Genomic DNA, 20,325 nt, shown 5'->3' on the forward strand with positions numbered 1-20,325 from the left:
GGCAAGCCAGCAGTCGCCGCCGCTACGGTCCCGCCGGCCTCTCCCCCGACCGCCCAGCAGCCGCAAGACCCCTCAGGTGGCCGCCACCTTCGGCCCACCCATCACCGTCATCTTCGGCGGCCATCCGGCAAGCCCGCAGCGGTCATCACCACGTCCGACCTTCCGGCCGCGTTCCCGCTCGGCCCCAACAGCGGCCCGCGCTCTCGGGCGGGTTACCTCCTGCGCCGGCATCGTCGGCAGCCACTTCAGCACGGAAGGTGACACCGCCACCACCGCGATCTGGTCCCGCCCGCCGCGCAGCCACTCACCGGTGCCATCTCGCACATCGAGCCGCAGCCCGCCCTAGGTCAGTGCTGCCTCTCTCGACCGGATTGCCAACTTCCGCTCGACCGCCGTCCTCCGGGTAGAACCGTCCAGGCTCGCCCGCCATCTGTGCGGCAGCGGCGCACACCTGCCGGGTTCCGCCATCGCCACGCTTCGATTGTCAAGCCGCCGCCGCGCGGACGGGCTGCGCTCCGAATGCCGATCTTCGCGGACCCAGCTTGATCAAAGGACGGTTCTGGCCGTCGGCGTGGCCGGATCCATCCTTCGATCACGGACCCGGTCACCCTCCACAGACGCGTCGAGTTCGCCACCCGTGGGTGCTGGTTCCCGTAACGGCCGGCACCCGCGAGGCCGGCCGCCGGATGCGGCGCGCACGCGCGATCCCAGCCAGCGCGGGACGCGCGGGCTGTGCGCCGCGCAGCGGCGCATTGGGGTGCGGGTGAGAATCCCCCCGGGACCCGCCGCGCAGCGGTGGGGCGGAAGCACAGCCTCTAGGAGATCAGGCCGGTGTGCTGGGACATGAAGTCCTGGACGGTGTTGGTGCGGACCGCGTCGAGCAGGGCGAGGGTGGTGGGGTCCAGGGCTTCGGCGGAGGGGTTCTGCGGGGACGAGAAGAAGGTGCCGTTGTTCGTCTTGATGGTCAGCAGGTTGTCGCCGGTGATGCCCTTCATGGCGAAGATCCAGTCGTCGAGGCCGATGCCGCCGGAGTCGATGGTCATGGACTGGCCGATGACGTCGAGGACCTTCTTGAGCTTGACGGGGTCGGTGAGGACGTCCTTGCTGAGGATCTGCTTGAACAGGGCCTTGATGAACTGCTGCTGGTGACGCTGGCGGTCGTAGTCGCTGTTCGGGAGGGTCTCGCGCTGGCGGACGTAGTCGAGCGCCTGCCAGGACTCCAGGTGCTGGAAGCCGACGTGGTACGTCTGCGGCGTGACACCGGAGATCGGGATGAGGGTGGTGCCGCCGCTGCCGTTGTCGCGCTGGATGTAGGGGACCTTGGTCTCGCCCTTGGCGTCGTGGCCGATGTGGACCGACTTGACCTCCTGATCGACGTACATGTCGACGCCGCCAAGGACGTTGACGACGTTCTGGAAGCCGGTGAAGTCGATGATGGCGGCGGCGTCGAAGGTGATGCCCCAGTTCTCCTTGATCGTGTCGGCGAGCAGGGTGACGCCGAACTTGCGCTGCTCCTTGCCCGTGGTGTCGAGGCCACCGATGGCGAAGGCGCCATTGATCTTGTCGTGGCCGCCGGCGTACGAATTCTTGCCGTTGTTGAACTTGGGGATCTTCACCCAGGTGTCACGCGGGATCGAGACCAGGTACGCGGAGTCGTGCGAGGCCGGGATGTGCAGGATGATGATCGAGTCGGAGCGGATCGCCTCGGACTCGTCCTGGCCGGGGCGGGGGTCGATGCCCATGAGCAGGATGTTCTTCGCGCCGCTGATCGTGACGTGCCGGCCCTGCTGCTCGGCGGCCGAGACGATCAGGTCCTCCTGCTTGACGTTGCTCGTGGCGTAGCCGATCACGGCGTCCTTCGCCACGAACGCGCCGCCCGCGACGATCATCATGAGCGCGCCCGCCACCACCAGCGAGCGCGCCCACCAAGGGTCCTTGCGGGAACGCCGCAGCGAGAAGCCGGGATCGTCGGCGAGATGCTCGTGGCGTTGGAACACGTCCCGCAGCTCCTGTTCGAGCGAGGCGTCGGAGGTCATACCCCCATGACGGAATGAAGGGTCCCGCCGATTGCACTTTCTGCGAAAAGACAGGAACCCCGCTCAGCCGCCGACGACGATCACGCCGATCATGCTGAGCAGCACGAGCGCGGCGAGGAACACGAGCATGCCCTGCTCGCTGTCGAGGTTGGTGAGCTTGCGGGTCGTGGTGGGCGTCGGGGTGGTCATCGGGGGCCTCCTGTTGCGGTGTGGTGACTCAAACGGTAGGTACACCGTGAACAGGTTTGCTCCCGTCATCGTGCCAGCCCTCTGACCTGCGTGTACAAGCTTGCAAGGGTCTAACCGATGCGAGGTACCCCCTGGTGACGGGTATCCGCGAACAGCTCTGGAAACACCTTGCCCACCTTTGCTACCAGATACTCGCCGTACGTCCCGGTGAATGCCCGCAAATCCTGTCCGTCCCAGCGCGGAGCACCCTCGGAGCCACCGGAGCTCGGCAGCGGCGGCACCTGCCGGGTGAAGTCGGGATCGAAGAAGAAGGGGAACGACAGCCGCTCGTTGCCGCTGACGTTGCGGACCCGGTGGGGCGTCGAGCGGTACCATCCGCCGGTCATCCGGTCGAGCATGTCGCCGATGTTGCACACGAACGTGCCGGGGATCGGCGGGGCGTCGAGCCAGCCGTCGGGCGTGCGCACCTGGAGCCCGCCGTTGCCGTCCTGCAGCAGCAGCGTCAGCAGCCCGTAGTCGGTGTGCTCGCCGACTCCCCACTCGTCGCTGTCGGGCGGGGACGGTGGGTAGTGGAAGATCCGGAACAGGACGGTGGGGTCGGCGGTGTACGACTCCGCGAAGTACCCGGCCGGCAGCCCGAGGCTCAGCGCGACGCCTCGCAGCACGGTCTGCGCGACCGTGGTCATTCGCGTGACGTACGACAGCACCGCCGGACGCAGATCCGGCACCTGCTCCGGGAAGAGGTTCGCGCCGTGCAGCGGCAGCCCGGCGCGGACCTGCGGGGCGTCGGGGCCGAGCTCGGTGCCGAAGTAGAGCCCTTCCTTGCGGTCCGGGACGCCGGAGGTCAGCTCGGCGCCGACGGGGAAGAACCCGCGCCACGCCCGGCCGCCGCGGGCCATCGCGATCTCCATCTTGGCGGGCAGCGGCAGGTCGAAGAACGCCCGCGCCGCCGTGTCGAGCCGGTCGGTCAGCGACGACGGCACGCCGTGGCCGGTGACGTAGAAGAAGCCGTTGTCGCGGCAGGCCGTCTCGATGCCGCGGGCGGCGGAGTCCAGGTCGGAGATGTCGATGACCGGCAGCGCGTCCATGCCAGGAGCGTAGTTGTCAACTACGGTTGACACGTACCGACGCCGTCAACTACGGTTGACACATGACGGAAGCAGGCGATCTCGCCGACGCCGCGGCCAGCCCCGATCCCAGAGTCGGGCTGCGGGCGGCAGTGGCGCTCCGCCGCCTCGCCGACGCGCTCGAGGTGCTCCAGGTCGACAACGCCCGCCGGCACGGCTGGTCGTGGCAGGAGATCGCGGACGCCCTCGACGTGACGCGCCAGGCGGTCCACAAGAAGCACGCGAACCGGACAGTGACACCGGTACCAGAGACAGGAGCACAGTGATGTTCGAACGGTTCACCCAGCGCGCCCGCACCGCGGTCCAGAACGCGCACGAGGAGGCCAACACGCTCGGCCACCGGACGGTCGGCACCGAACACCTGGTCCTCGCCATGTTCACGGTCGGCGGGATCGCCGCCGATGTACTGCAGGCGTGCGCCGTGGAACGCGAAGGGTTCGTCGCCACCCTCACCGGCACCGACGACGCGGCCGCGCTGCGCTCGATCGGCATCGACCTCGACGCGGTCCGCAGCAGCGTCGAGCAGACGTTCGGCCCCGGCGCCCTCGAGCAGGCCGAGCCGCCCCGGCGCGGCGGCTTCCTGTTCCGGCGCAGCAAGCTGCCCAACCGCTTCGGCAACGACGCGAAGAAGGCGCTGGAGCTGTCGCTTCGGGTCGCGCTGTCCATGAAGCACAACTACATCGGCACCGAGCACCTCCTGCTCGGCATCCTGCGCGAAGAGCGCGGCACCGGCGGCCGGCTCCTGCGCGAGCAGGGCATGAGCTACGACCGCACCATGGAGCTCGTCAAGGCCGCCCTGCGTAACGTCGCCTGATTCTTGTCATACCCCTGTGCTTGAGTGTCTGCATGGAACGGACGCTGACGTGGCGACACCTCAACCGCGCTTTGCTTGCCCGTCAGTCGTTGGCGTCTCGTGTACGAGCTGACGCCCCCACCGTCCTGGAGACGATGGCGGGGCTCCAGGCGCAGTATGCCCCGTCCATGTACATCGGGCTGTGGACCCGGATCGAAGGCTTCGAGCGGGAGTCGCTGACCCGGCTCCTGGAAGCCCGCGAGGTCGTCCAGGCGACCATCCTGCGCGCCACCATCCACCTCGTCTCGCGGGCCGACTTCTGGCCGTTCCTGATCGCGATCCGGGACGCCCGGCGCGACTGGTACCACCGCGTCATCCGCAACAGCGTCGGCCCCGCGGAGCTCACCGAGGCCGCGAAGAGCCTGCGCGAGCTCCTGCGGGAGCGGCCGGTCAAGCGGGCCGAGATCGACCAGCTCTACGGCCCGGAGGTCCGCGGCGGCGTCGGCATGCATCTCGACATGGTCCGCGTGCCCCCGACCGGCACCTGGGCCCGCCGCCGCGCGGACCTGTTCGGCTTGGCGGAGGACTGGGTCAGCCCGCCCGAGATCACCGTCGAAGCAGCCCGGGAGCTGCTGGTGCGCCGGTATCTCGGCGGGTTCGGCCCGGCGCACCGCTCCGAGATCGCCGACTGGGCCGGCCTGAGCGTCACCGACGTCGCCAAGGTCCTGGCGACGATGGAGCTGCGCCGGTTCCGCGACGAGCGCGGACGGGAGCTCGTCGACCTGCCCGACCAGCCGCTGCCGGACCCGGAGACCCCGGCGCCGGTGCGGTTCCTGCCCACCTACGACGCGACGCTGCTCGCACACGCCCGCCGGACCCTGATCCTGCCGGAGGAGCACCGCACCAAGGTGTTCCACGTACGGATGCCCCAGTCGATCGGCACGTTCCTCGTCGACGGCCAGGTCGCCGGCACCTGGACGGTCAGCAAGACCGGCGTCGTGTCGTGGGAGCCGTTCGACAAGCTACCGGCGTCGGTCCGCCGCCAGGTCAACACCGAAGCCGAGGCCCTGACCGCCTTCCACACGACACCACCCCCACCCCGCCCCAAACCACCACCAAAGCCAAGGCCCTGACCCCGTCCCACTCACCGCCGCCGCCACACACCACCCATCTCCACAACCACAGGAACGGGGGCCGCTCAAGAAGAATCCGTGAGCGCCGATCCACCGCCACGTCAACACCGAAGCCGCGCTCCCGACCGCGTCCCACTCGACGCCGTCGTCACACATCCACGCGCCCTCATCTGCGCAAACCACCGGAACGGAAGCCCCTCAAGAACCCGCCAGCACCGATCCACCGCCACGTCCGCACCGAAGCCGCGACGCCCCGGCCTTCCACTCAACGCCGCACCCGCCCCACACCGACACCACAGCGCTGACTGTCTCCCACTCGACGACGCCGTCACATCCACGCGCCGCCCATCACCGCAACCGCCTCGACGGATGCCGCTCGGGAAGCCGCCAGCGCCGGCCCACCGCCACGTCAACACCAAGGCCGCGGCCCGACGTCGTCCCGCTCAACACCGCACCCACCCCGCGTCACGCCGACACCGAACCCACGGCGCTGACCGGACACCGCACCCGCGCATCAACCCGCCGCCATCTCCGCAAACCACCAGAACGGTAGTCACTCAAGGAGCCGCCAGCGCTGGCCCACCGTCGCATCAACACCGAAGCCGCGGCCCCGGCCTTCCCACTCAACGCCGCACTCACACCACACCCACACCGAATCCACAGCGCTGACTGGGTCCCACTCGACGACGCCGACGCACATCCACGCGCCGCCCATCACCGCAAGCAACCGGATCGGAAGGCACTCAAGAAGTCGCCAGCGCCGGTCCACTGCCACGTCGACACCGAAGCCGCAGCACCGACCGCGCTCCACTCGACACCGCAACCACCCGGCGTCACGCCGACACCGAACCACAACGCTGACCACATTCCGCTCAACACCGTAGTCGTACACCTACGTGCCGACCTTCTCCGCAAGCCGCTGGTCCGGGAGCCGCTTGAGAAGCCGCCCGGCGCCGGTCCGCCACATCAACGCCGAAGCCGCGACGCTGAATGCCTTCCACTCAACGCCGCACCCGCGCCACACCGACACCGAACCCACTGCACTGACCGAGTTCCGCTCGACACCGCACCGTGCATCCACGCGCCGTCATCTCCGCAACCGCCGGAATGGGAGCCGTTCGAGAAGCGGCCGACGTCGGTCCACCGCCACGTCAACACCGAAGCCGCGAGGCTGACGGCATTCACCCAATGCCGCATCCGCCGCCGTCATGTCGGCACTGAATCCGGAGCGCTGACCGCATTCCGCTCGGCACTGCAACCGTCCATCCATGCGTCGCCCATCACGCAAACCACCAGGACGGAAGCCGGCCGAGGAGCCGCAGGCGCCCGGCCCACCGTCATGTCAACGCCGAGGTCGAGGCAGTGGCCGTGCTCCACTCGGCACCACCGCGTCCCACCGACACCAAGGCCGGGGGGCAGACCGACCTCCGTTCGACGCCGTGCGTCATGCGTCATGCGCTGTCCTTCTTCGCAAACCCGCCGGGACGGAAGCCGTTTGAGAAGCCGCCGGCGCCGAACCACCCCTACGTCGACACTAGGCCGAGGCACTGACGGCGTTCCATTCGATGCCGTGGTTGTGCGCCCGCGCGTCGGCCTTCTCCGCGGGGTGCCGAAGCTGGAGGTGCTCGAGAAGGCTGATGGCGTCGGGCGTCGGTAGGGCGACGTCGAGGTCGAGGCGTTGACGGAGTTCGCTGCATCCACGCGCCGGTCTTCTACGAGGGGGGTCGGTGGTGGGGGTGGCTGGCGTCATGTTGACGGCGGGGGCGGGGTGCTGGACTTGTTCCATTCGACGTCGTAGTCGTGCATCCAGGCGCTGGAGGTCGTTGCGAAGCGGCGGAAGAAGAAGGGCATTGTCAGGTCGCGGATGCGGGCGGCGAAGGGGGTGGCGATCTTTGCGTCGCGGTTTGCGCCGGCGAACTTCAGCATCTGGGTGGTTCGGGGGCGGCGCAGGGTTTCGTAGTGGGTGAGGGCCGTGTTCAGGTCGGGGGTGTCGCGTAGGCAGCGGGCGAGGACGACCGCGTCCTCGACGGCGAGGTTGGCGCCCTGGCCGGCGCCCATCGGGTGGGCCGCGTCGCCGAGGACGAGCATGCCGTCGCGGTGCCAGCGTGGTACGCCGGCCGGCAGTGCATGCATCACGGTGCGGGGGTGCCAGTGGTCGGTGGTGCGGACCAGGGTGGCCGCCGGGCCGTGGTCGGTGTCGAACAGTGCCGCCAGTGCGGCGTGGTCCAGTGTGCCGGTGGGTGGCGTGGGTGAGGGGACCTGCGCCGCCCACAGGGTGCCGCTGGGGGTCGGGGCGCACACCATCGTCGCCTTCGCGCCGAACGTGATTGTGAACGCGTCCGGGTCGACCGGGTGTGGTGAGCGGCCGCCGGCCGTCCACAGGCCCGCGTAGTGCGCGGACGGTGCGGCCGGGTCGATGACGGTCCGCAGCCGTGAGTGGATGCCGTCGGCGCCGACGATCAGGTCGGCGGTCGCGGTGGTGCCGTCGGCGAACGCGGCCGTGCGCCCGGGGCCGACGCCGGTCAGCCGGCGGCCGGTGACGATCCGCGCGCCCGACTCCAGGGCCACGGTGCGCAGCGTCTCGACCAGGTGCCCGCGCATGAGCGTCACCCGCCCGCGGGCGGCCTCGCCGAGCAGCTTGCCCCGGCCGCTGCGCAGTCGTAGCAGCGGCAGCCGGGTGCCGCTGGCGGCGACCGCGTCCCGGCAGCCGATCGCGTCGAGGGCCCGCAGCCCGTTGTCGCCGAGGCTGACGAACGACCCGACGTCGCCCGCCGGGTCCGCGTACGCCTCGTGCACCGTCACTTCCCACCCGATCCGTCGCAGCGCGATCGCCGCGACCGGGCCCGCGACCCCGCCCCCGATGACCATGGCCTCCATGCCCGTCTCCTAAAACTGAATCTCGATTCGGTGAACTACAATTCAGTTTTACTGGCTGCTACGGTCGGCCGTCAAGAGGGAGGCCCTCAAGAGCGCGGCACTCAAGAGCGCGGCACTCAAGTGGGCGGCACTCAAGAGGGCGGCCGTCAGGGAGAGGAGGTCGTGATCGCGATGGCCACGCGCAGGGAGAAGGCGGCACAGACCTCCGCCGCGCTCAAGGACGCCGCCCGGCGGCTCTTCGCCACCCGCGGCTACCTGAACACGAAGATCAGCGACATCACGGCCGAGGCCGGGCGGGCGGTCGGCTCGTTCTACGACCACTTCGCGAGCAAGGAGGAGCTGCTGCGGGCGCTCCTGGCCGACATGCAGGCCACCGCCGGCGAGGCGCTCCCCGACCACGACCCGGACCACGACCTGTCCGACGAGGCGCAGCTGCGCTTCCACGTCGCCGCGGCCTGGCACACGTTCAAGACCCACCTGCCGGTGATGGTCGCCCTCTTCCAGTCCTCGATGCTGGAGGCGCCGTTCAGCGGGCAGGCCCGCACCCGCCTCGCCGAGGACACGGAGATCCTCCGGCAGCACCTGGAGCTCCTCGCGTCACGCGGCCACCCGCTGCCGGGCCGCCCCGCCGTGGTCGCCGAGGCGATGGGGGCGATGCTGGCGATGTTCGCCTACGCGCACCTCACCGCGCCCGAGCCGCGCCTGCCGGACGACGAGGCGATCGACACCCTCACCGCACTGCTGCACCGGGGCCTGCGGTAGAAACGTAGGCATGGCACGGATCGTCGTCACCGGAGCACACGGCAAGACCGGGCGGGCGGTCGTCGCCGACCTGCTCACCCACGGCCACCACGTCGTCGCCACCGACGCCGTCGGCAAGGCCGGCCACCTCAGCGAGCTCGGCACCCCCATGATGGTCGCCGACCTGACCGACTACGGCCAGGCGGTCGAGGTCGTGCAGGACGCCGACGCCGTCGTGCACCTCGCCAACATCCCGGCGCCCGGCATGTATCCGCCGGCGGTGACGTTCAACCGCAACTCGGCGATGAACTTCAACGTGTTCCACGCGGCGCAGAACGCCGGCGTGGGCCGGGTCGTGTGGTCCTCCAGCGAGACGACGCTGGGCCTGCCGTTCGACACTCCCCCGCGCTTCGCGCCGGTCGACGAGGAGCACTACCCGTTCCCGACGACGACCTACGCGCTGTCGAAGGTCGTCGGCGAGACCCTGGCCCGGGAGATCTCCGGGTGGAGCGGCATCCCGTTCGTCGGCCTGCGGCTGTCCAACGTCCACGCGCCCGAGGACTATGCCGCCGTCCCCGGCTACTGGAGCGACCCGCACTCGCGGAAGTGGAACCTGTGGGGGTACGTCGACGTGCGCGACGTGGCCGCCGCCTGCCGGCTCGCGCTCGACGCGCCGGTCGAGGGCGCGAGCTCGTACGTGATCGCCGCCGCCGACACGATCATGGACCGGCCGTCGGCGGAGCTGATGCGCGAGGTGTTCCCGGAGGTGCCGCTGACCCGCGAGCTCGGCGAGTTCGAGACGCTGCTCTGCATCGACCGGGCCCGCGAGGTCCTCGGCTACGACCCGCGACACTCCTGGCGCACCGAACTGCGCGCCTGAAAGCCCGAAGCGCGCTAAGGAAACCCGAAGCGCGCCAGGGAAACCAGGGAAACCAGGGAACCAGGAAAACCGGGAAAACCGGGAAAACCAGGGAAACGCTAGCTGGACAGCAGCGCCAGGAGCTCGGGCAGCGCCGTCGGCGAGACCGCGAGCTCGTGCAGGTTGCACTCCATGCCCGACTCCGAGGCCAGGACGCCGGGCGTGGCGGGGTGGACGCGGCGCCAGCCGCGGGAGGTGAGCGCCGCCTCCATCACCACGACCACGGACGGGGTCGCGTCGAGGTCCTCGGGCTCGGTCGGGGGTTCGGGCTGCGCCGGCCAGTTCGCGGCGACCAGCTCGTCGAGGCGGGTCAGCAGCACCTCGACGACCTCCGCGTCGCCGTTCGCCGGCCGGCCCAGCAGGGTGGCGACCTGGTCGTGCACGGCGCGCGCCTGCCGGACGACCCAGCCGGGCCAGGCGGTGGCCGGCACCGCGGCGAACGTGGTCCACTCCGCCGGTGAGCGGCGCAGGACGTGCCGGGCCAGGGCCCGCTCGTCGGCGGCCGGAAGCGGGTCGAGGGGCACGAGGTCCGCGGCCCGCAGCGACAGGTGCGCGGCGGTCAGCGGCGCGATGGCGCCGGCGAGGTTCGGGTGCCGGTTCATCAGGGTGGTCCGGGTGTCGTCGTCGACGGACGCGAGGACCGCGCCGACGCGGATCGCGGCGCGCCAGCCGTCATGGACGTCCTGGATCGCCGCCGACGCGTGCTGCCACACCTGCTCCTCCAGGTCGAAGGCGAGGTCGGCGAACTCGAACTCGGCCAGGTCGGCCTTCACGACCGCGCGGGCCGCGGTGTGCAGCCCGGAGGCGCTGCTGGCGGCCTGGTCGGCCTTGCGCTCCAGGGCGGTGGCGAACTCGCGGGTGGCGCGCAGCACCGCCGCCGCCCGCGGGGGCAGCTCGACGCGCGACGGGTCGGCGGCCTCCTCGTACAGGTCCCGCAGCCGCGCGACGAGGTGGGCGCGGCGGTGGTCGACGACGGCGAGCTCGTGCGCGACCAGCGCGCGGATCTCGTCGATGGTCAGGCAGTACAGCAGCGGCAGCCCGACGAGCAGGACCCGCCGGCGGCGGCTGGCCCAGGCGCGGACGACGCCGTGGCCGGTGAGCAGGACCGCGTCGGGGGCGGCCACCCCGACCCGGGCGGCAACCTCGGTGACCAGGGCCAACAGCGTTCCGGTCGCGGCGACTCCCTCCGGTGGGGCCCCTGGGGGGCGTCCGTAGCGCATCAGGACCCATCTCGCGCGCCACACACTGATTTTGCCGGGCAACGGATCTTCGACGACGGCAACCGACACAGCGAAGCATCCTCATGACGGGGACGCGGCGCGTCAACGCGCACCGACCATCCGGCGGGGGTGAATCCCGAAAGTCACCCGGATCGGTGCCGATGATGCCGTTGAGGACTCGGGGGTGAGATGTACCAGACGTTCAGTCCGTTGCTGGACGCGCTGAAGGAACGTGGAGCGGATCCGCAGGCGGTCGACCGGGCGGCGGAGGAGGCGGAGCGCACCGGGCGATCGATCCGCGCCGTGCTCATCAACGACCACATCGTCACCGAGGATCAGCTCACCGAGGCGTCCGCCGATGCGTACGGGATCCAGACGCTGGACCTGGTCGGTTACCCGATCGATCCGGCGGCGATCACGAAGATCCCGATGGCGCTCGTCCTGAAGCACCGGGTCCTCGGCATCGCCCTCAACGATCTCGAAATCACCGTCGGCATCACCGACCCGGGTGACGTCCTGGCGCTGGATGACGTCCGCGCCGCGACGGGCCTCACGGTCCGCCCGGTCGTGGTGGCCCGCTCCGAACTGCGCAAGATCATCGACCGGTTGAAGCGGGAGGAGAACGACCTCGGCGAGGTCGCGGAGAGCCTGCGGGCGGAGTCGACGCCAGCCGTCTCGGCCCTGACGACGCTCAACGAGGACGCGCCGATCGTCCGGTACGTCAACTCGCTGCTCGAGCAGGCGATCGTGAACCGCGCGTCCGACCTGCACCTGGAGCCCGGCGAGCACAACATGCGGGTGCGGTACCGCATCGACGGCGTCCTGCACGAGGTCGACACCGTGCCCAAGCACGTCCAGTCGGCGCTGATCTCCCGGTTGAAGATCATGTCGAACGTCGACATCACCGAGCGGCGCGTGCCGCAGAACGGCCGGATCACCGTCGAGATCAACCAGCGGGCGGTCGACCTGCGGACCGCGACGCTGCCGACGGTGTGGGGCGAGAAGATCGTGCTGCGCGTCCTGGACACCAGCGGCATGGACCTGAAGCTGGCGAAGCTCGGCTTCAGCAAGGCCAACGCGGAGCGCTTCGCGGCGTCGTACCACAAGCCGCACGGCATGCTGCTGGTCACCGGCCCGACCGGCTCGGGCAAGTCGACGACGCTCTACGCGACCCTCGCCGAGATCAGCAAGCCGACGGTCAACATCATCACCGTGGAGGACCCGGTCGAGTACCGGCTGCCCGGCGTCAACCAGGTGCAGGTGGACCACAAGGCGGGCCTGACGTTCGCGGCGGTGCTGCCGGCGATCCTGCGCTCCGACCCCGACGTGGTGCTCATCGGCGAGATCCGCGACCGCACGACCGCGCAGCTGGCGGTCGAGGCGGCGCTCACCGGCCACCTGGTGCTGTCGACCCTGCACACCAACGACGCGCCGAGCGCGGTCACCCGGCTCGTCGAGATGGGCATCGAGCCGTTCCTGGTCGGCTCGTCGGTCGACTGCGTGCTCGCGCAGCGGCTCGCGCGCCGGCTGTGCGACTGGTGCCGCACCGAGTACGAGCCGACCGAGGCCGAGCTGGTCGGCGCGCGGTGGCCGTACGACATCCTCGGCGCCCCCAGCACGCTGTGGCGACCCGTCGGGTGCCGTTCGTGCGCCAACACCGGCTACCGGGGCCGGATCGCGCTGCACGAGGTCATGCCGGTCTCCGCGGAGATCGAGAAGCTGGCGATCGACCGGGCCTCGGCGCACGAGATCCAGGCCGTCGCCCGCCGGGAGGGGCTCATCGACCTGCGCCTCGACGGGCTGGCGAAGGCCGCCGAGGGGCAGACCTCGATCCCGGAGGTCGTCCGGGTCGCCGTGTAACCCTCAACACGGCCGGGGCACTGCCGATGGGCCGCGTGTGGAGACCATGGTGACCAGCGACGAGCGCGCCTCGCTCGACGCGATGCTGGTGTCGCTCGTCCGCGTCGGCGGCTCCGACCTGCACCTGACCGTCGGGGCGCCGCCGACGGTGCGGATCAACGGCGGGCTGCGGTACCTGCCGGGCTACGACGACCTCACGCCCGCCGACACGGAGATGCTGGTCCGCGCCGCCGTGCTCAACGAGAGCCAGTGGAAGCACTTCGAGCAGATCCAGGAGCTCGACTTCGCCTACGCCATCGAGGGCGTGTCGCGCTTCCGGGTCAACCTGTACGCGCAGCGCGGCTCGTTCGGTGCGGCGTTCCGGGCGATCCCGCACAACATCAAGCCCCTCGACCAGCTCGGCGTGCCGGAGCAGGTGGCGCGGTTCGCGCACCTGCACCGCGGGCTGGTGCTGGTGACCGGGCCGACCGGCTCGGGCAAGACGACGACCCTGGCCGCGATCCTGGACCTGGCGAACCGGACCCGCTCCTCGCACATCGTGACGATCGAGGACCCGATCGAGTTCCTGCACGAGCACAAGCGCTGCCTGGTGAACCAGCGGGAGGTGGGCGCGGACACGACGTCGTTCTCGATGGCGCTGAAGCACGCGCTGCGCCAGGACCCCGACATCATCCTCGTCGGCGAGCTGCGCGACCTGGAGACGACGTCGACGGCGCTGACCGCGGCCGAGACCGGTCACCTGGTCCTGGCGACGCTGCACACGCAGAGCGCGGCGCAGACCGTCGACCGGGTCATCGACATCTTCCCGCCGCACCAGCAGCAGCAGGTGCGGGCGCAGATGTCCAACGCGCTGCAGGGCGTCGTCACGCAGGCCCTCGCGCCGCGCGCCGACGGGCAGGGCCGCACGATCGTCACGGAGATCATGTTCGCCACGCCGGCGATCCGGAACCTGATCCGTGAGGGCAAGAACCACCAGATCCCGTCGTTCATGCAGTCCAGCGGCAACGACGGGATGCTCTCGTTCGACCAGCACCTGGCCGAGCGGGTTCGCCAGCAGCTCGTCACGTACGAGACGGCGCTGGAGATGTGCCACTCGGCGGAGGAGTTCCGCCGTCTCGCCGGCCGGATGTGAGCCCGTCATGAGCGAGCGAAGCGAACGAATCGGCGAGCGACGCGAGGTGACGGCATGACCGCTACGAAGACGTTCGACTACCAGTCGATCGACCACGACGGGAAGCGCGCCAAGGGCAAGATCGAGGCGTCCAACGAGCTCGCCGCCGCGCAACTGCTGCGCCAGCAGGGCCTGACGCCGCTCGCCATCACCAGCGCCGACACGCTGATGAAGCGCGACATCACCATCCCCGGGCTCGGCGACCGGACGACGCTCAAGGACCTGTCGGTGTTCTCCCGCCAGTTCGCCACGATGACGCAGTCCGGCATGTCGCTCCTGCGCTCCCTGGCGGTGCTGGAGGAGCAGGCGCAGAAGCCGTCGCTGAAGAAGGCGGTCGGCGAGGTCCGGCTCGACATCGAGGGCGGCATGTCGCTGTCCGGCGCGCTCGGCAAGCACCCGAAGGTCTTCCCGACGCTGATGGTGGCGATGATCCGGGCCGGCGAGACCGGCGGCTTCCTCGACAACGCCCTGGACCGCATCGCCACGAACTTCGAGAAGGACGCCCAGCTGCGCGGGAAGATCAAGAGCGCGCTCACGTACCCCGTGATCGTGCTCCTCTTCACCGTCGTGATGATCAGCGCGGTGCTCATCTTCATCGTGCCGATCTTCGAGAAGATGTTCAAACAGCTCGGCGGCGAGCTCCCGCTCCCCACGAAGATCATCGTGAACGCCAGTCACACGCTCTTCTGGCTGGGCCCGCTCATCGTCGCCGTGTTCGTCGTGGTCACGGTGACGCTGCGGAAGATGATGGCGGCGAACCCGGCGGTACGGCTGCGGGTGGACAAGATCAAGCTGAAGCTGCCGGTCTTCGGGCCGCTGTTCACGAAGATCGCGCTGAGCCGGTTCTCGCGCAACCTCGGCACCCTGCTCGGCGTCGGCGTGCCGGTGCTGCAGGCCCTGGATGTGGTCGGCGCCACCACCGGAAACGCTGTCATCAGCAACGCCATGGCCGATCTCCAGAACGCGGTGCGCGAGGGCCGGCCGATGTCCTCGCAGCTCGGCACCCACAAGATCTTTCCATCGATGGTCGTGCAAATGGTCGAAGTCGGCGAAGAAAGCGGCCAAATCAGTCAGATGTTGGAGAAGGTTGCCGATTTCTACGACCGAGAGGTGGACAGCGCGGCAGACGCACTCACCGCGTCCATCGAACCGATCATGGTGCTCGTCATGGGTGGCGTGGTCGGCGGGATGATCATCTGCCTCTACCTGCCGATGTTCTCGATCTACCAGAACATCCAGAGCAACTGAGAACAGCACCTGAGCACCACTGAAAACGAACGGCGCGCCAGGCAGCGGAGCCTCGCCGCAACCACCACACCCCATGCAGGAGCAGGAGGCTCACCCATGAAGGAAACGCTGCGCAGGATGCAGAAGAAGCGTGCCGCCGGAGACAGCGGATTCACGCTCGTCGAACTCCTCGTCGTTGTCGTGATCATCGGCGTCCTTGTCGCGATCGCCGTCCCCATGTACCTGAACTACCGGAAGGGCGCGGCGAACAAGTCCGCCGAGTCCGACGTCCGCGCCGCGGTCAGCGCGGTCGAGCAGTTCTACACCGAGAACGGCAACACGTACCCGAAGGACGTCCTCACGGTCGGCACGGCCGGCGCCAGCGTGTCGTTCGAGCCGAAGACCGGCACGGGGTCCAAGCAGATCGCGACCCTCTCGCCCGGCAACACCCTCCTGTACAAGGAGCTCACCACCGGTACCTACCGCATCTGCGGCATGAACGCGGACGGCAAGGTCGTGTACAAGTACGAGAGCGCAGTCGGCGGCTCGGTCAAGAAGACCAGCGACGACAACCTTCCCGACTGCATCGGTGCCGCTGCGCCCGCGACGCCCTGATCAGTCCAGTCCGACGCTGTGGCGGCCCGTCTCCAACGGGCCGCCACACCCGGCTCTGACGCAAAGAAAGGAGCACGCTGATGCTGCTCGCGCTCGTCGGCGTGCTCGGCCTCGCGATCGGGTCGTTCCTCAACGTCGTCATCCACCGCGTCCCCCGCGGCGAGTCACTGCTCCGGCCGGCCTCGCACTGTCCACAGTGCACGACGCCGGTCCGGCCCTGGCACAACGTCCCCCTGCTCGGCTGGCTGCTGCTGCGCGGCCGCTGCGCCGACTGCCGGGCCCCGATCAGCGTCCGCTACCCCCTGGTGGAGCTCGGCACGGCCGCGCTGTTCGTCGCCGTCACCGCCCGCCTGGGCTGGTCGGCGGCGCTGCCCGCCTGGCTGTACTTCGCCGCGATCGCGGTCGCCCTGGCCCTCATCGACCTCGACGTGCTGCGCCTGCCCAACGCGATCGTCCTGCCGTCCTACCTGGTGGTGCCGGCCCTGTTCCTGCCCGCCGTGGTGCTGGAGCGGGACTGGTCCGCGGGGCTGCGTGGCCTGGTGGGCATGGCGGTGCTCTTCGCCTTCTATCTGCTGCTGTCCCTGGTGTACCCGGGCGGCATGGGCTTCGGCGACGTCAAGCTCGCCGGCGTGCTGGGCCTGTACCTCGGCTGGCTGGGCTGGGCGCCGCTCGCCGTCGGGACCCTGGCGGCGTTCCTCCTCGGCGGGATCGCCGGGATCGCGCTGATGGCCGGCGGCCGTGCCGGGCGCAAGACCGCGGTGCCCTTCGGCCCGTCGATGCTCGCCGGGGCGCTGGTCGCGCTCTTCGCGGCCGCGCCGATCGCCGACTGGTACACCTCCATCCTCCTGCCCGCCTGACGGTCTTTTCTAAGGAGCACGATGGCTGCCGTCAACCTCATCGGACTGGACATCGGCACGACGTCCATCCGTGCGGCGGAGACCAGCAACAGCAAGGACGGGCCGGTCATCAGCAACTTCGGCCACGTCCTGCTGGGCCCCGGCGTGGTGCAGAACGGCGCCGTCCAGGACGAGCACGCCGTCACCACGGCGCTGAAGCAGCTGTGGTCCACGCATCGGTTCCGCAGCCGCAAGGTCGCGCTCGGCGTCACCCACCAGCAGGTCGTGGTCCGCGAGACCACGGTCGCCAACCTGCCGGCGAAGGAGATGCGCAAGTCGCTGCCGTTCCAGGTCCGCGACGCGCTGCCGCTCGCGCCGGAGAAGTCGCTCATCGACTTCTACCCCCTCGCCGACCCCGACGGCGACACCGTGCGCGGCCTGCTCGTCGCCGCGCCGAAGGAGCCGGTCCTCGCCGCCATCCGGGCCATCGAGGCGGCGAAGCTCCGCGTGGTCCGGGTGGACCTGTCCTCGTTCGCGCTGCTGCGCGCCGCGTCCCGCCTCGACGAGCACGTCGAGGCCCTGGTCGACATCGGCGCCCACGCGACCAGCGTCATCGTGCACCACGACGGCGAGCCGCTCATCGTGCGCACCATCCCCCGCGGCGGCAACGAGATCACCAAGACCGTCGCCGACCGGCTCGACATCCCGGCCGAGCAGGCCGAGGAGCTCAAGTGCCGCATCGGCCTGCGCACCGACACCGACGGGCAGACCGCGTCGGCGCTCAAGGACGCGGTCCGGCCGCTCATCAACGAGATCGGCAGCTCGTTCGCGTACCTCACCGCCGGCGGACGGCAGGCCCGGGTCAGCCGGCTCGCCCTGTCCGGGGGTGGCTCGATGCTGCCCGGGCTCCTGGACGCCCTGCAGGCCCAGCTGCGCGTGGAGGTGATCGCGGTCGACCCCGTGATGCGGGTGCGCGGCCTGCGCCGGGTCCGGCACGGCAGCCTCGAGCAGGTCCGCGCGTCCGCCGCCGTCTCGGTCGGCATGACCCTGGCGGGCGCGTCGTGAGCGGCACCTGGTGGGAGGAGGAGCCGGAGCGCAAGCTCACCGGCATCGTCCTGCCGTCCTGGGACGACGACCCGGACAACGACGACCACGACCCGGGCCCGGCGGCGCCGCCCCGGGGCGGTTACCGGCCGACCGGCACCGAACCGCCCCAGGGCGGCTACCAGCCGGTGCCGCCGAACGGCGACCGGCCGGCCGACCCGCTCACCGACCCCCTCGACAGCGGCTGGTGGCAGGCGGCACCGGCGACGCAGCCGGAGCGTCTCGTGCCGGTCGTGCCGTCGGGCCCGCCACCGGCGTGGCCGCCCGCCACCCCGGACGCCACGGATCCCGCAAACGCGGGCGCCGCAGCCACCGGCCCCGAAGCCACGGGCCACCCGCAGGCGCGGGTCGAACTGCCGCCGCTCACCGCGGCGGCCCCGGCGGCACTCGTCTCGCGGTCGGCGGCGGCTGACACGGCCGCGCCGCGGCGGGAGTTCCCCCGGTACATCGCCGGAGAGCTCATCCTGCCCGGCACCGGCGAGCCGGCCGCCACCCTCGACGCCCGCACCCAGCCCATCGAGACCTGGGACCGCGCGGCCGAGGCCCGGACGCAGCCGGCCGAGACGTGGGCGCCGCAGCCGACCTCTCCGGCCTCCCAGCCTGCCTCCCAGCCGGGCGCCGACCGGTTCGCCGCCCGACCGCCGCACACTCCGCCGCCGGTCACGCCCGCGCCGCCGGAGGAGGCCGACGCCTCCGCGGACCCCACCAGGTCGCTGCCCGGCGTCCAGTTCACCGCGCCCGCGAAGCCACGCCCGGCCCCCGAGCCGCAACCACCCGCCGTGACCGCACGGACCATGCCGGCCGCGACCATGCCACCGGGGGCCACGCCGCCGGAGACCGCGCCACGCCCCGGCCCCCCGCACCCGGTCGCGCCCCCGCCCGGGCTCCCGGAGGCCAGCGTGCCGCCGCCACCGCGGCCGGTCCCGCCGTCGATGCCGCCCGCCCCCACGCCGCCGGCCCCCGCGCCTGGCACCGCGCCCGTGCTGCCGCCCACCGCCGGGGCCGGCGCGACGCAGCCCGCCGCGTGGCCCGCCCAGCCATCCGGCCACCCCGCCGCAGGGCCTGCTCAGGACACCCTGCCGGCGGCGCTGCAGGCCGCCGTCCACCCCGCGCCACCGGCGCGGGCGGCCGAAGACGCCGCGACCATGGTCCAGCCCGCCGTGCCCGCGGTGGTCCACGCCGCGCAGCAGAGCACACCGGGCGCCGCGCAGGACGGGCCGGCACCGCCCGTACCGGCGAAGAAGGCCCGTGAGAGCGCGCCGCATCCCGCGTTTCCCGACGCGACGGCACGGACGATGCGGATCCTGCCGATCGCCGCCGACCTGCTGCCCCTGGAGATCACGGAGCTGCGCCGGCTGCGGATGGTGCGGCGGCTCGTGCTCGCCGGCGTGGCGGTGTGCGTCGCGCTGCTGCTCGGGTGGTACGTGGTCGCCGACGCCCAGACCGGCGACGCGCAGTCGGAGCTGACCGCCGTGCAGGACAGCCGGCGCGACCTGAACCGCAAGAAGGCGACCTACACGCAGCTGGAGTCGACCCGCCAGCAGATCAAGGACATCACGACCCAGCTGGGGATCGTGATGGAGCGGGACATGTCGTGGTCGGCCCTGCTCGTCGCGCTGCGGAAGGCGGCGCCGAAGAACGTCGCGGTGGCGAACGTGACCGGTTCGCTGAACCTGGAGGACCCCGCGGGCGACGCCGGCGACGTGGTCGGCACGCTCACCCTGTCCGGCACGGCGCCGTCCAAGGACGAGGTCGCGGCCTACGTCGACACCCTCGGCACGGTCGCCGGGCTGGCCAACCCCTTCCCCTCCGAGACGACCCAGGACGACACCGGGCTCCACTTCACCATCCGCGTCGACATCACCAAGGCGGCCCTCGGCGGGCGGTTCACCTCACCCAGCGCGGCCCCGAGCGCGTCCGGAGGCAAGTGATGCGACCCGAACGGCTCTGGATCCTCGGTGGCGCGTTCACCGCCGCCATCCTTCTGGTGGCCGGCTACTACTTCTTCATCCAGCCGCGGTACCAGGAGGCCGAGGACCTCAGAACGCAGGCCGGCGAGACGACCGTCGAGGTGGCGAAGCTGCGCACCCGGATCGCGGACCTGGACAAGGAGAACCGGAACCTCGGGCAGTACACCGCACAGCTGAGCAAGGACCTCGACGCGCTGCCGGCATCGGACTCGGTGGCGGCGCTGCTGCGCCAGGTGCAGACCGCGGGCGACCTGACCGGGGTCACCGTCAGCGGGGTCAGCGTCGGGGGCGCGACCGACCTCGCCGTCGCCGGGCCGCTGACGGTGCACGCGCTGCCGATCAGCCTGACGGCCGCCGGTCCCGCCGCGAAGATCGAACCGTTCCTCGACCAGCTGCAGAAGGTGCAGCCCCGGGCGCTGCTGGTCGGCACCGCGAACCTGGCCACCACCGAGGGGCGCACCTCACTGACCCTGACCATCCAGGCGTTCTACGCCACCGGGAAGTAGC

The 20,325-nt window shown here is 70.8% G+C and carries 19 protein-coding genes; 13 read left to right on the top strand and 6 right to left on the bottom strand.

The window, feature by feature from the left end; translation table 11 throughout:
• Positions 1-815: 815 nt before the first annotated feature.
• The 3 genes from AB0J72_RS09065 to AB0J72_RS09075 all read right to left on the bottom strand — a co-directional run bounded on the left by AB0J72_RS09065 (position 816) and on the right by AB0J72_RS09075 (position 3,313).
• A complete protein-coding gene (locus AB0J72_RS09065) occupies positions 816-2,036 on the bottom strand; it encodes an LCP family protein (protein WP_363396531.1) in 1,221 nt (406 codons plus the stop codon).
• Positions 2,037-2,099: 63 nt separating this feature from the next.
• Positions 2,100-2,225, bottom strand: a complete 126-nt coding sequence (locus AB0J72_RS09070; protein ID WP_363396534.1) for a hypothetical protein — start codon at positions 2,223-2,225, stop codon at positions 2,100-2,102.
• Between the two features lie 110 nt (positions 2,226-2,335).
• Positions 2,336-3,313, bottom strand: coding sequence for a 2-oxoglutarate and iron-dependent oxygenase domain-containing protein (locus AB0J72_RS09075; protein WP_363396537.1), 978 nt, complete (start codon positions 3,311-3,313; stop codon positions 2,336-2,338).
• A 62-nt stretch (positions 3,314-3,375) separates the two neighbouring features.
• On the opposite strand from AB0J72_RS09075, the gene AB0J72_RS09080 reads away from it, so the two are divergent.
• The 3 genes from AB0J72_RS09080 (at position 3,376) to AB0J72_RS09090 (ending at position 5,278) form a co-directional block, all read left to right on the top strand.
• A complete protein-coding gene (locus AB0J72_RS09080) occupies positions 3,376-3,618 on the top strand; it encodes a helix-turn-helix domain-containing protein (RefSeq protein ID WP_363396540.1) in 243 nt (80 codons plus the stop codon).
• Positions 3,618-4,166, top strand: coding sequence for a Clp protease N-terminal domain-containing protein (locus AB0J72_RS09085; RefSeq protein ID WP_363396543.1), 549 nt, complete (start codon positions 3,618-3,620; stop codon positions 4,164-4,166). The genes AB0J72_RS09080 and AB0J72_RS09085 overlap by 1 nt, the downstream gene beginning before the upstream one ends.
• Positions 4,167-4,300: 134 nt before the next feature.
• The gene (locus AB0J72_RS09090) at positions 4,301-5,278 is read left to right on the top strand and encodes a winged helix DNA-binding domain-containing protein (RefSeq protein ID WP_363396546.1); all 978 of its coding nucleotides are present in this window, start codon (positions 4,301-4,303) and stop codon (positions 5,276-5,278) included.
• Positions 5,279-5,831: 553 nt separating this feature from the next.
• On the opposite strand, the gene AB0J72_RS09095 is transcribed toward AB0J72_RS09090, so the two are convergent.
• Together AB0J72_RS09095 and AB0J72_RS09100 are read right to left on the bottom strand one after the other, a co-directional pair.
• Positions 5,832-6,170 carry a hypothetical protein gene (locus AB0J72_RS09095; RefSeq protein WP_363396549.1) on the bottom strand — a complete coding sequence of 113 codons (339 nt, stop codon included), beginning with the start codon at positions 6,168-6,170 and terminating at the stop codon, positions 5,832-5,834.
• Between the two features lie 854 nt (positions 6,171-7,024).
• Positions 7,025-8,155: an NAD(P)/FAD-dependent oxidoreductase gene (locus AB0J72_RS09100; RefSeq protein WP_363396552.1), complete on the bottom strand. Its 1,131-nt coding sequence runs from the start codon at positions 8,153-8,155 to the stop codon at positions 7,025-7,027.
• A 171-nt stretch (positions 8,156-8,326) separates the two neighbouring features.
• Here AB0J72_RS09100 and AB0J72_RS09105 point away from each other — a divergent pair, with 171 nt between their 5' ends.
• Both AB0J72_RS09105 and AB0J72_RS09110 read left to right on the top strand, forming a co-directional pair.
• The gene (locus AB0J72_RS09105) at positions 8,327-8,917 is read left to right on the top strand and encodes a TetR/AcrR family transcriptional regulator (protein WP_363396555.1); all 591 of its coding nucleotides are present in this window, start codon (positions 8,327-8,329) and stop codon (positions 8,915-8,917) included.
• A gap of 10 nt (positions 8,918-8,927) precedes the next feature.
• Complete coding sequence (locus tag AB0J72_RS09110; RefSeq protein ID WP_363396558.1) at positions 8,928-9,776, top strand: NAD(P)-dependent oxidoreductase; 849 nt, start codon at positions 8,928-8,930, stop codon at positions 9,774-9,776.
• Between the two features lie 98 nt (positions 9,777-9,874).
• On the opposite strand, the gene AB0J72_RS09115 is transcribed toward AB0J72_RS09110, so the two are convergent.
• Entirely contained in the window at positions 9,875-11,035 is a 1,161-nt protein-coding gene (locus tag AB0J72_RS09115; RefSeq protein WP_363396561.1) for a hypothetical protein, read from the bottom strand.
• A gap of 189 nt (positions 11,036-11,224) precedes the next feature.
• On the opposite strand from AB0J72_RS09115, the gene AB0J72_RS09120 reads away from it, so the two are divergent.
• The 8 genes from AB0J72_RS09120 to pilO all read left to right on the top strand — a co-directional run bounded on the left by AB0J72_RS09120 (position 11,225) and on the right by pilO (position 20,324).
• Positions 11,225-12,895, top strand: coding sequence for an ATPase, T2SS/T4P/T4SS family (locus AB0J72_RS09120; protein WP_363396564.1), 1,671 nt, complete (start codon positions 11,225-11,227; stop codon positions 12,893-12,895).
• Positions 12,896-12,941: 46 nt separating this feature from the next.
• The gene (locus tag AB0J72_RS09125; RefSeq protein WP_363397110.1) at positions 12,942-14,027 is read left to right on the top strand and encodes a type IV pilus twitching motility protein PilT; all 1,086 of its coding nucleotides are present in this window, start codon (positions 12,942-12,944) and stop codon (positions 14,025-14,027) included.
• Between the two features lie 54 nt (positions 14,028-14,081).
• Positions 14,082-15,314 (top strand): type II secretion system F family protein, encoded by a 1,233-nt coding sequence (locus tag AB0J72_RS09130; RefSeq protein ID WP_363396567.1) that lies wholly within the window; start codon positions 14,082-14,084, stop codon positions 15,312-15,314.
• Between the two features lie 96 nt (positions 15,315-15,410).
• Positions 15,411-15,908 (top strand): prepilin-type N-terminal cleavage/methylation domain-containing protein, encoded by a 498-nt coding sequence (locus tag AB0J72_RS09135; RefSeq protein ID WP_363396570.1) that lies wholly within the window; start codon positions 15,411-15,413, stop codon positions 15,906-15,908.
• An 80-nt stretch (positions 15,909-15,988) separates the two neighbouring features.
• Entirely contained in the window at positions 15,989-16,765 is a 777-nt protein-coding gene (locus tag AB0J72_RS09140; RefSeq protein ID WP_363396573.1) for a prepilin peptidase, read from the top strand.
• Between the two features lie 21 nt (positions 16,766-16,786).
• On the top strand, positions 16,787-17,809 hold the full coding sequence (pilM, locus tag AB0J72_RS09145) for a type IV pilus assembly protein PilM (RefSeq protein WP_363396576.1): 1,023 nt from the start codon (positions 16,787-16,789) through the stop codon (positions 17,807-17,809).
• Positions 17,806-19,779 (top strand): hypothetical protein, encoded by a 1,974-nt coding sequence (locus tag AB0J72_RS09150; protein WP_363396579.1) that lies wholly within the window; start codon positions 17,806-17,808, stop codon positions 19,777-19,779. The genes pilM and AB0J72_RS09150 overlap by 4 nt, the downstream gene beginning before the upstream one ends.
• Positions 19,779-20,324, top strand: a complete 546-nt coding sequence (pilO, locus tag AB0J72_RS09155; RefSeq protein WP_363396581.1) for a type 4a pilus biogenesis protein PilO — start codon at positions 19,779-19,781, stop codon at positions 20,322-20,324. Before AB0J72_RS09150 ends, pilO begins: the two co-directional genes overlap by 1 nt.
• Position 20,325 lies beyond the last annotated feature (1 nt).

The sequence above is a fragment of the Dactylosporangium sp. NPDC049742 genome, assembly GCF_040674675.1.
Taxonomy (GTDB): domain Bacteria; phylum Actinomycetota; class Actinomycetes; order Mycobacteriales; family Micromonosporaceae; genus Dactylosporangium; species Dactylosporangium maewongense.

Bases quoted from the DNA above. Each gene is read 5' to 3' on its own strand.
- AB0J72_RS09070 (WP_363396534.1), bottom strand. From the start codon at position 2,225: ATGACCACCCCGACGCCCACCACGACCCGCAAGCTCACCAACCTCGAC.
- AB0J72_RS09065 (WP_363396531.1), bottom strand. From the start codon at position 2,036: ATGACCTCCGACGCCTCGCTCGAACAGGAGCTGCGGGACGTGTTCCAA.
- AB0J72_RS09120 (WP_363396564.1), top strand. From the start codon at position 11,225: ATGTACCAGACGTTCAGTCCGTTGCTGGACGCGCTGAAGGAACGTGGA.
- AB0J72_RS09125 (WP_363397110.1), top strand. From the start codon at position 12,942: ATGGTGACCAGCGACGAGCGCGCCTCGCTCGACGCGATGCTGGTGTCG.
- AB0J72_RS09105 (WP_363396555.1), top strand. From the start codon at position 8,327: ATGGCCACGCGCAGGGAGAAGGCGGCACAGACCTCCGCCGCGCTCAAG.
- AB0J72_RS09115 (WP_363396561.1), bottom strand. From the start codon at position 11,035: ATGCGCTACGGACGCCCCCCAGGGGCCCCACCGGAGGGAGTCGCCGCG.
- pilM (WP_363396576.1), top strand. From the start codon at position 16,787: ATGGCTGCCGTCAACCTCATCGGACTGGACATCGGCACGACGTCCATC.
- AB0J72_RS09130 (WP_363396567.1), top strand. From the start codon at position 14,082: ATGACCGCTACGAAGACGTTCGACTACCAGTCGATCGACCACGACGGG.
- AB0J72_RS09140 (WP_363396573.1), top strand. From the start codon at position 15,989: ATGCTGCTCGCGCTCGTCGGCGTGCTCGGCCTCGCGATCGGGTCGTTC.
- AB0J72_RS09075 (WP_363396537.1), bottom strand. From the start codon at position 3,313: ATGGACGCGCTGCCGGTCATCGACATCTCCGACCTGGACTCCGCCGCC.
- AB0J72_RS09080 (WP_363396540.1), top strand. From the start codon at position 3,376: ATGACGGAAGCAGGCGATCTCGCCGACGCCGCGGCCAGCCCCGATCCC.
- AB0J72_RS09110 (WP_363396558.1), top strand. From the start codon at position 8,928: ATGGCACGGATCGTCGTCACCGGAGCACACGGCAAGACCGGGCGGGCG.
- AB0J72_RS09090 (WP_363396546.1), top strand. From the start codon at position 4,301: ATGGCGGGGCTCCAGGCGCAGTATGCCCCGTCCATGTACATCGGGCTG.
- AB0J72_RS09100 (WP_363396552.1), bottom strand. From the start codon at position 8,155: ATGGAGGCCATGGTCATCGGGGGCGGGGTCGCGGGCCCGGTCGCGGCG.
- pilO (WP_363396581.1), top strand. From the start codon at position 19,779: ATGCGACCCGAACGGCTCTGGATCCTCGGTGGCGCGTTCACCGCCGCC.
- AB0J72_RS09085 (WP_363396543.1), top strand. From the start codon at position 3,618: ATGTTCGAACGGTTCACCCAGCGCGCCCGCACCGCGGTCCAGAACGCG.
- AB0J72_RS09135 (WP_363396570.1), top strand. From the start codon at position 15,411: ATGAAGGAAACGCTGCGCAGGATGCAGAAGAAGCGTGCCGCCGGAGAC.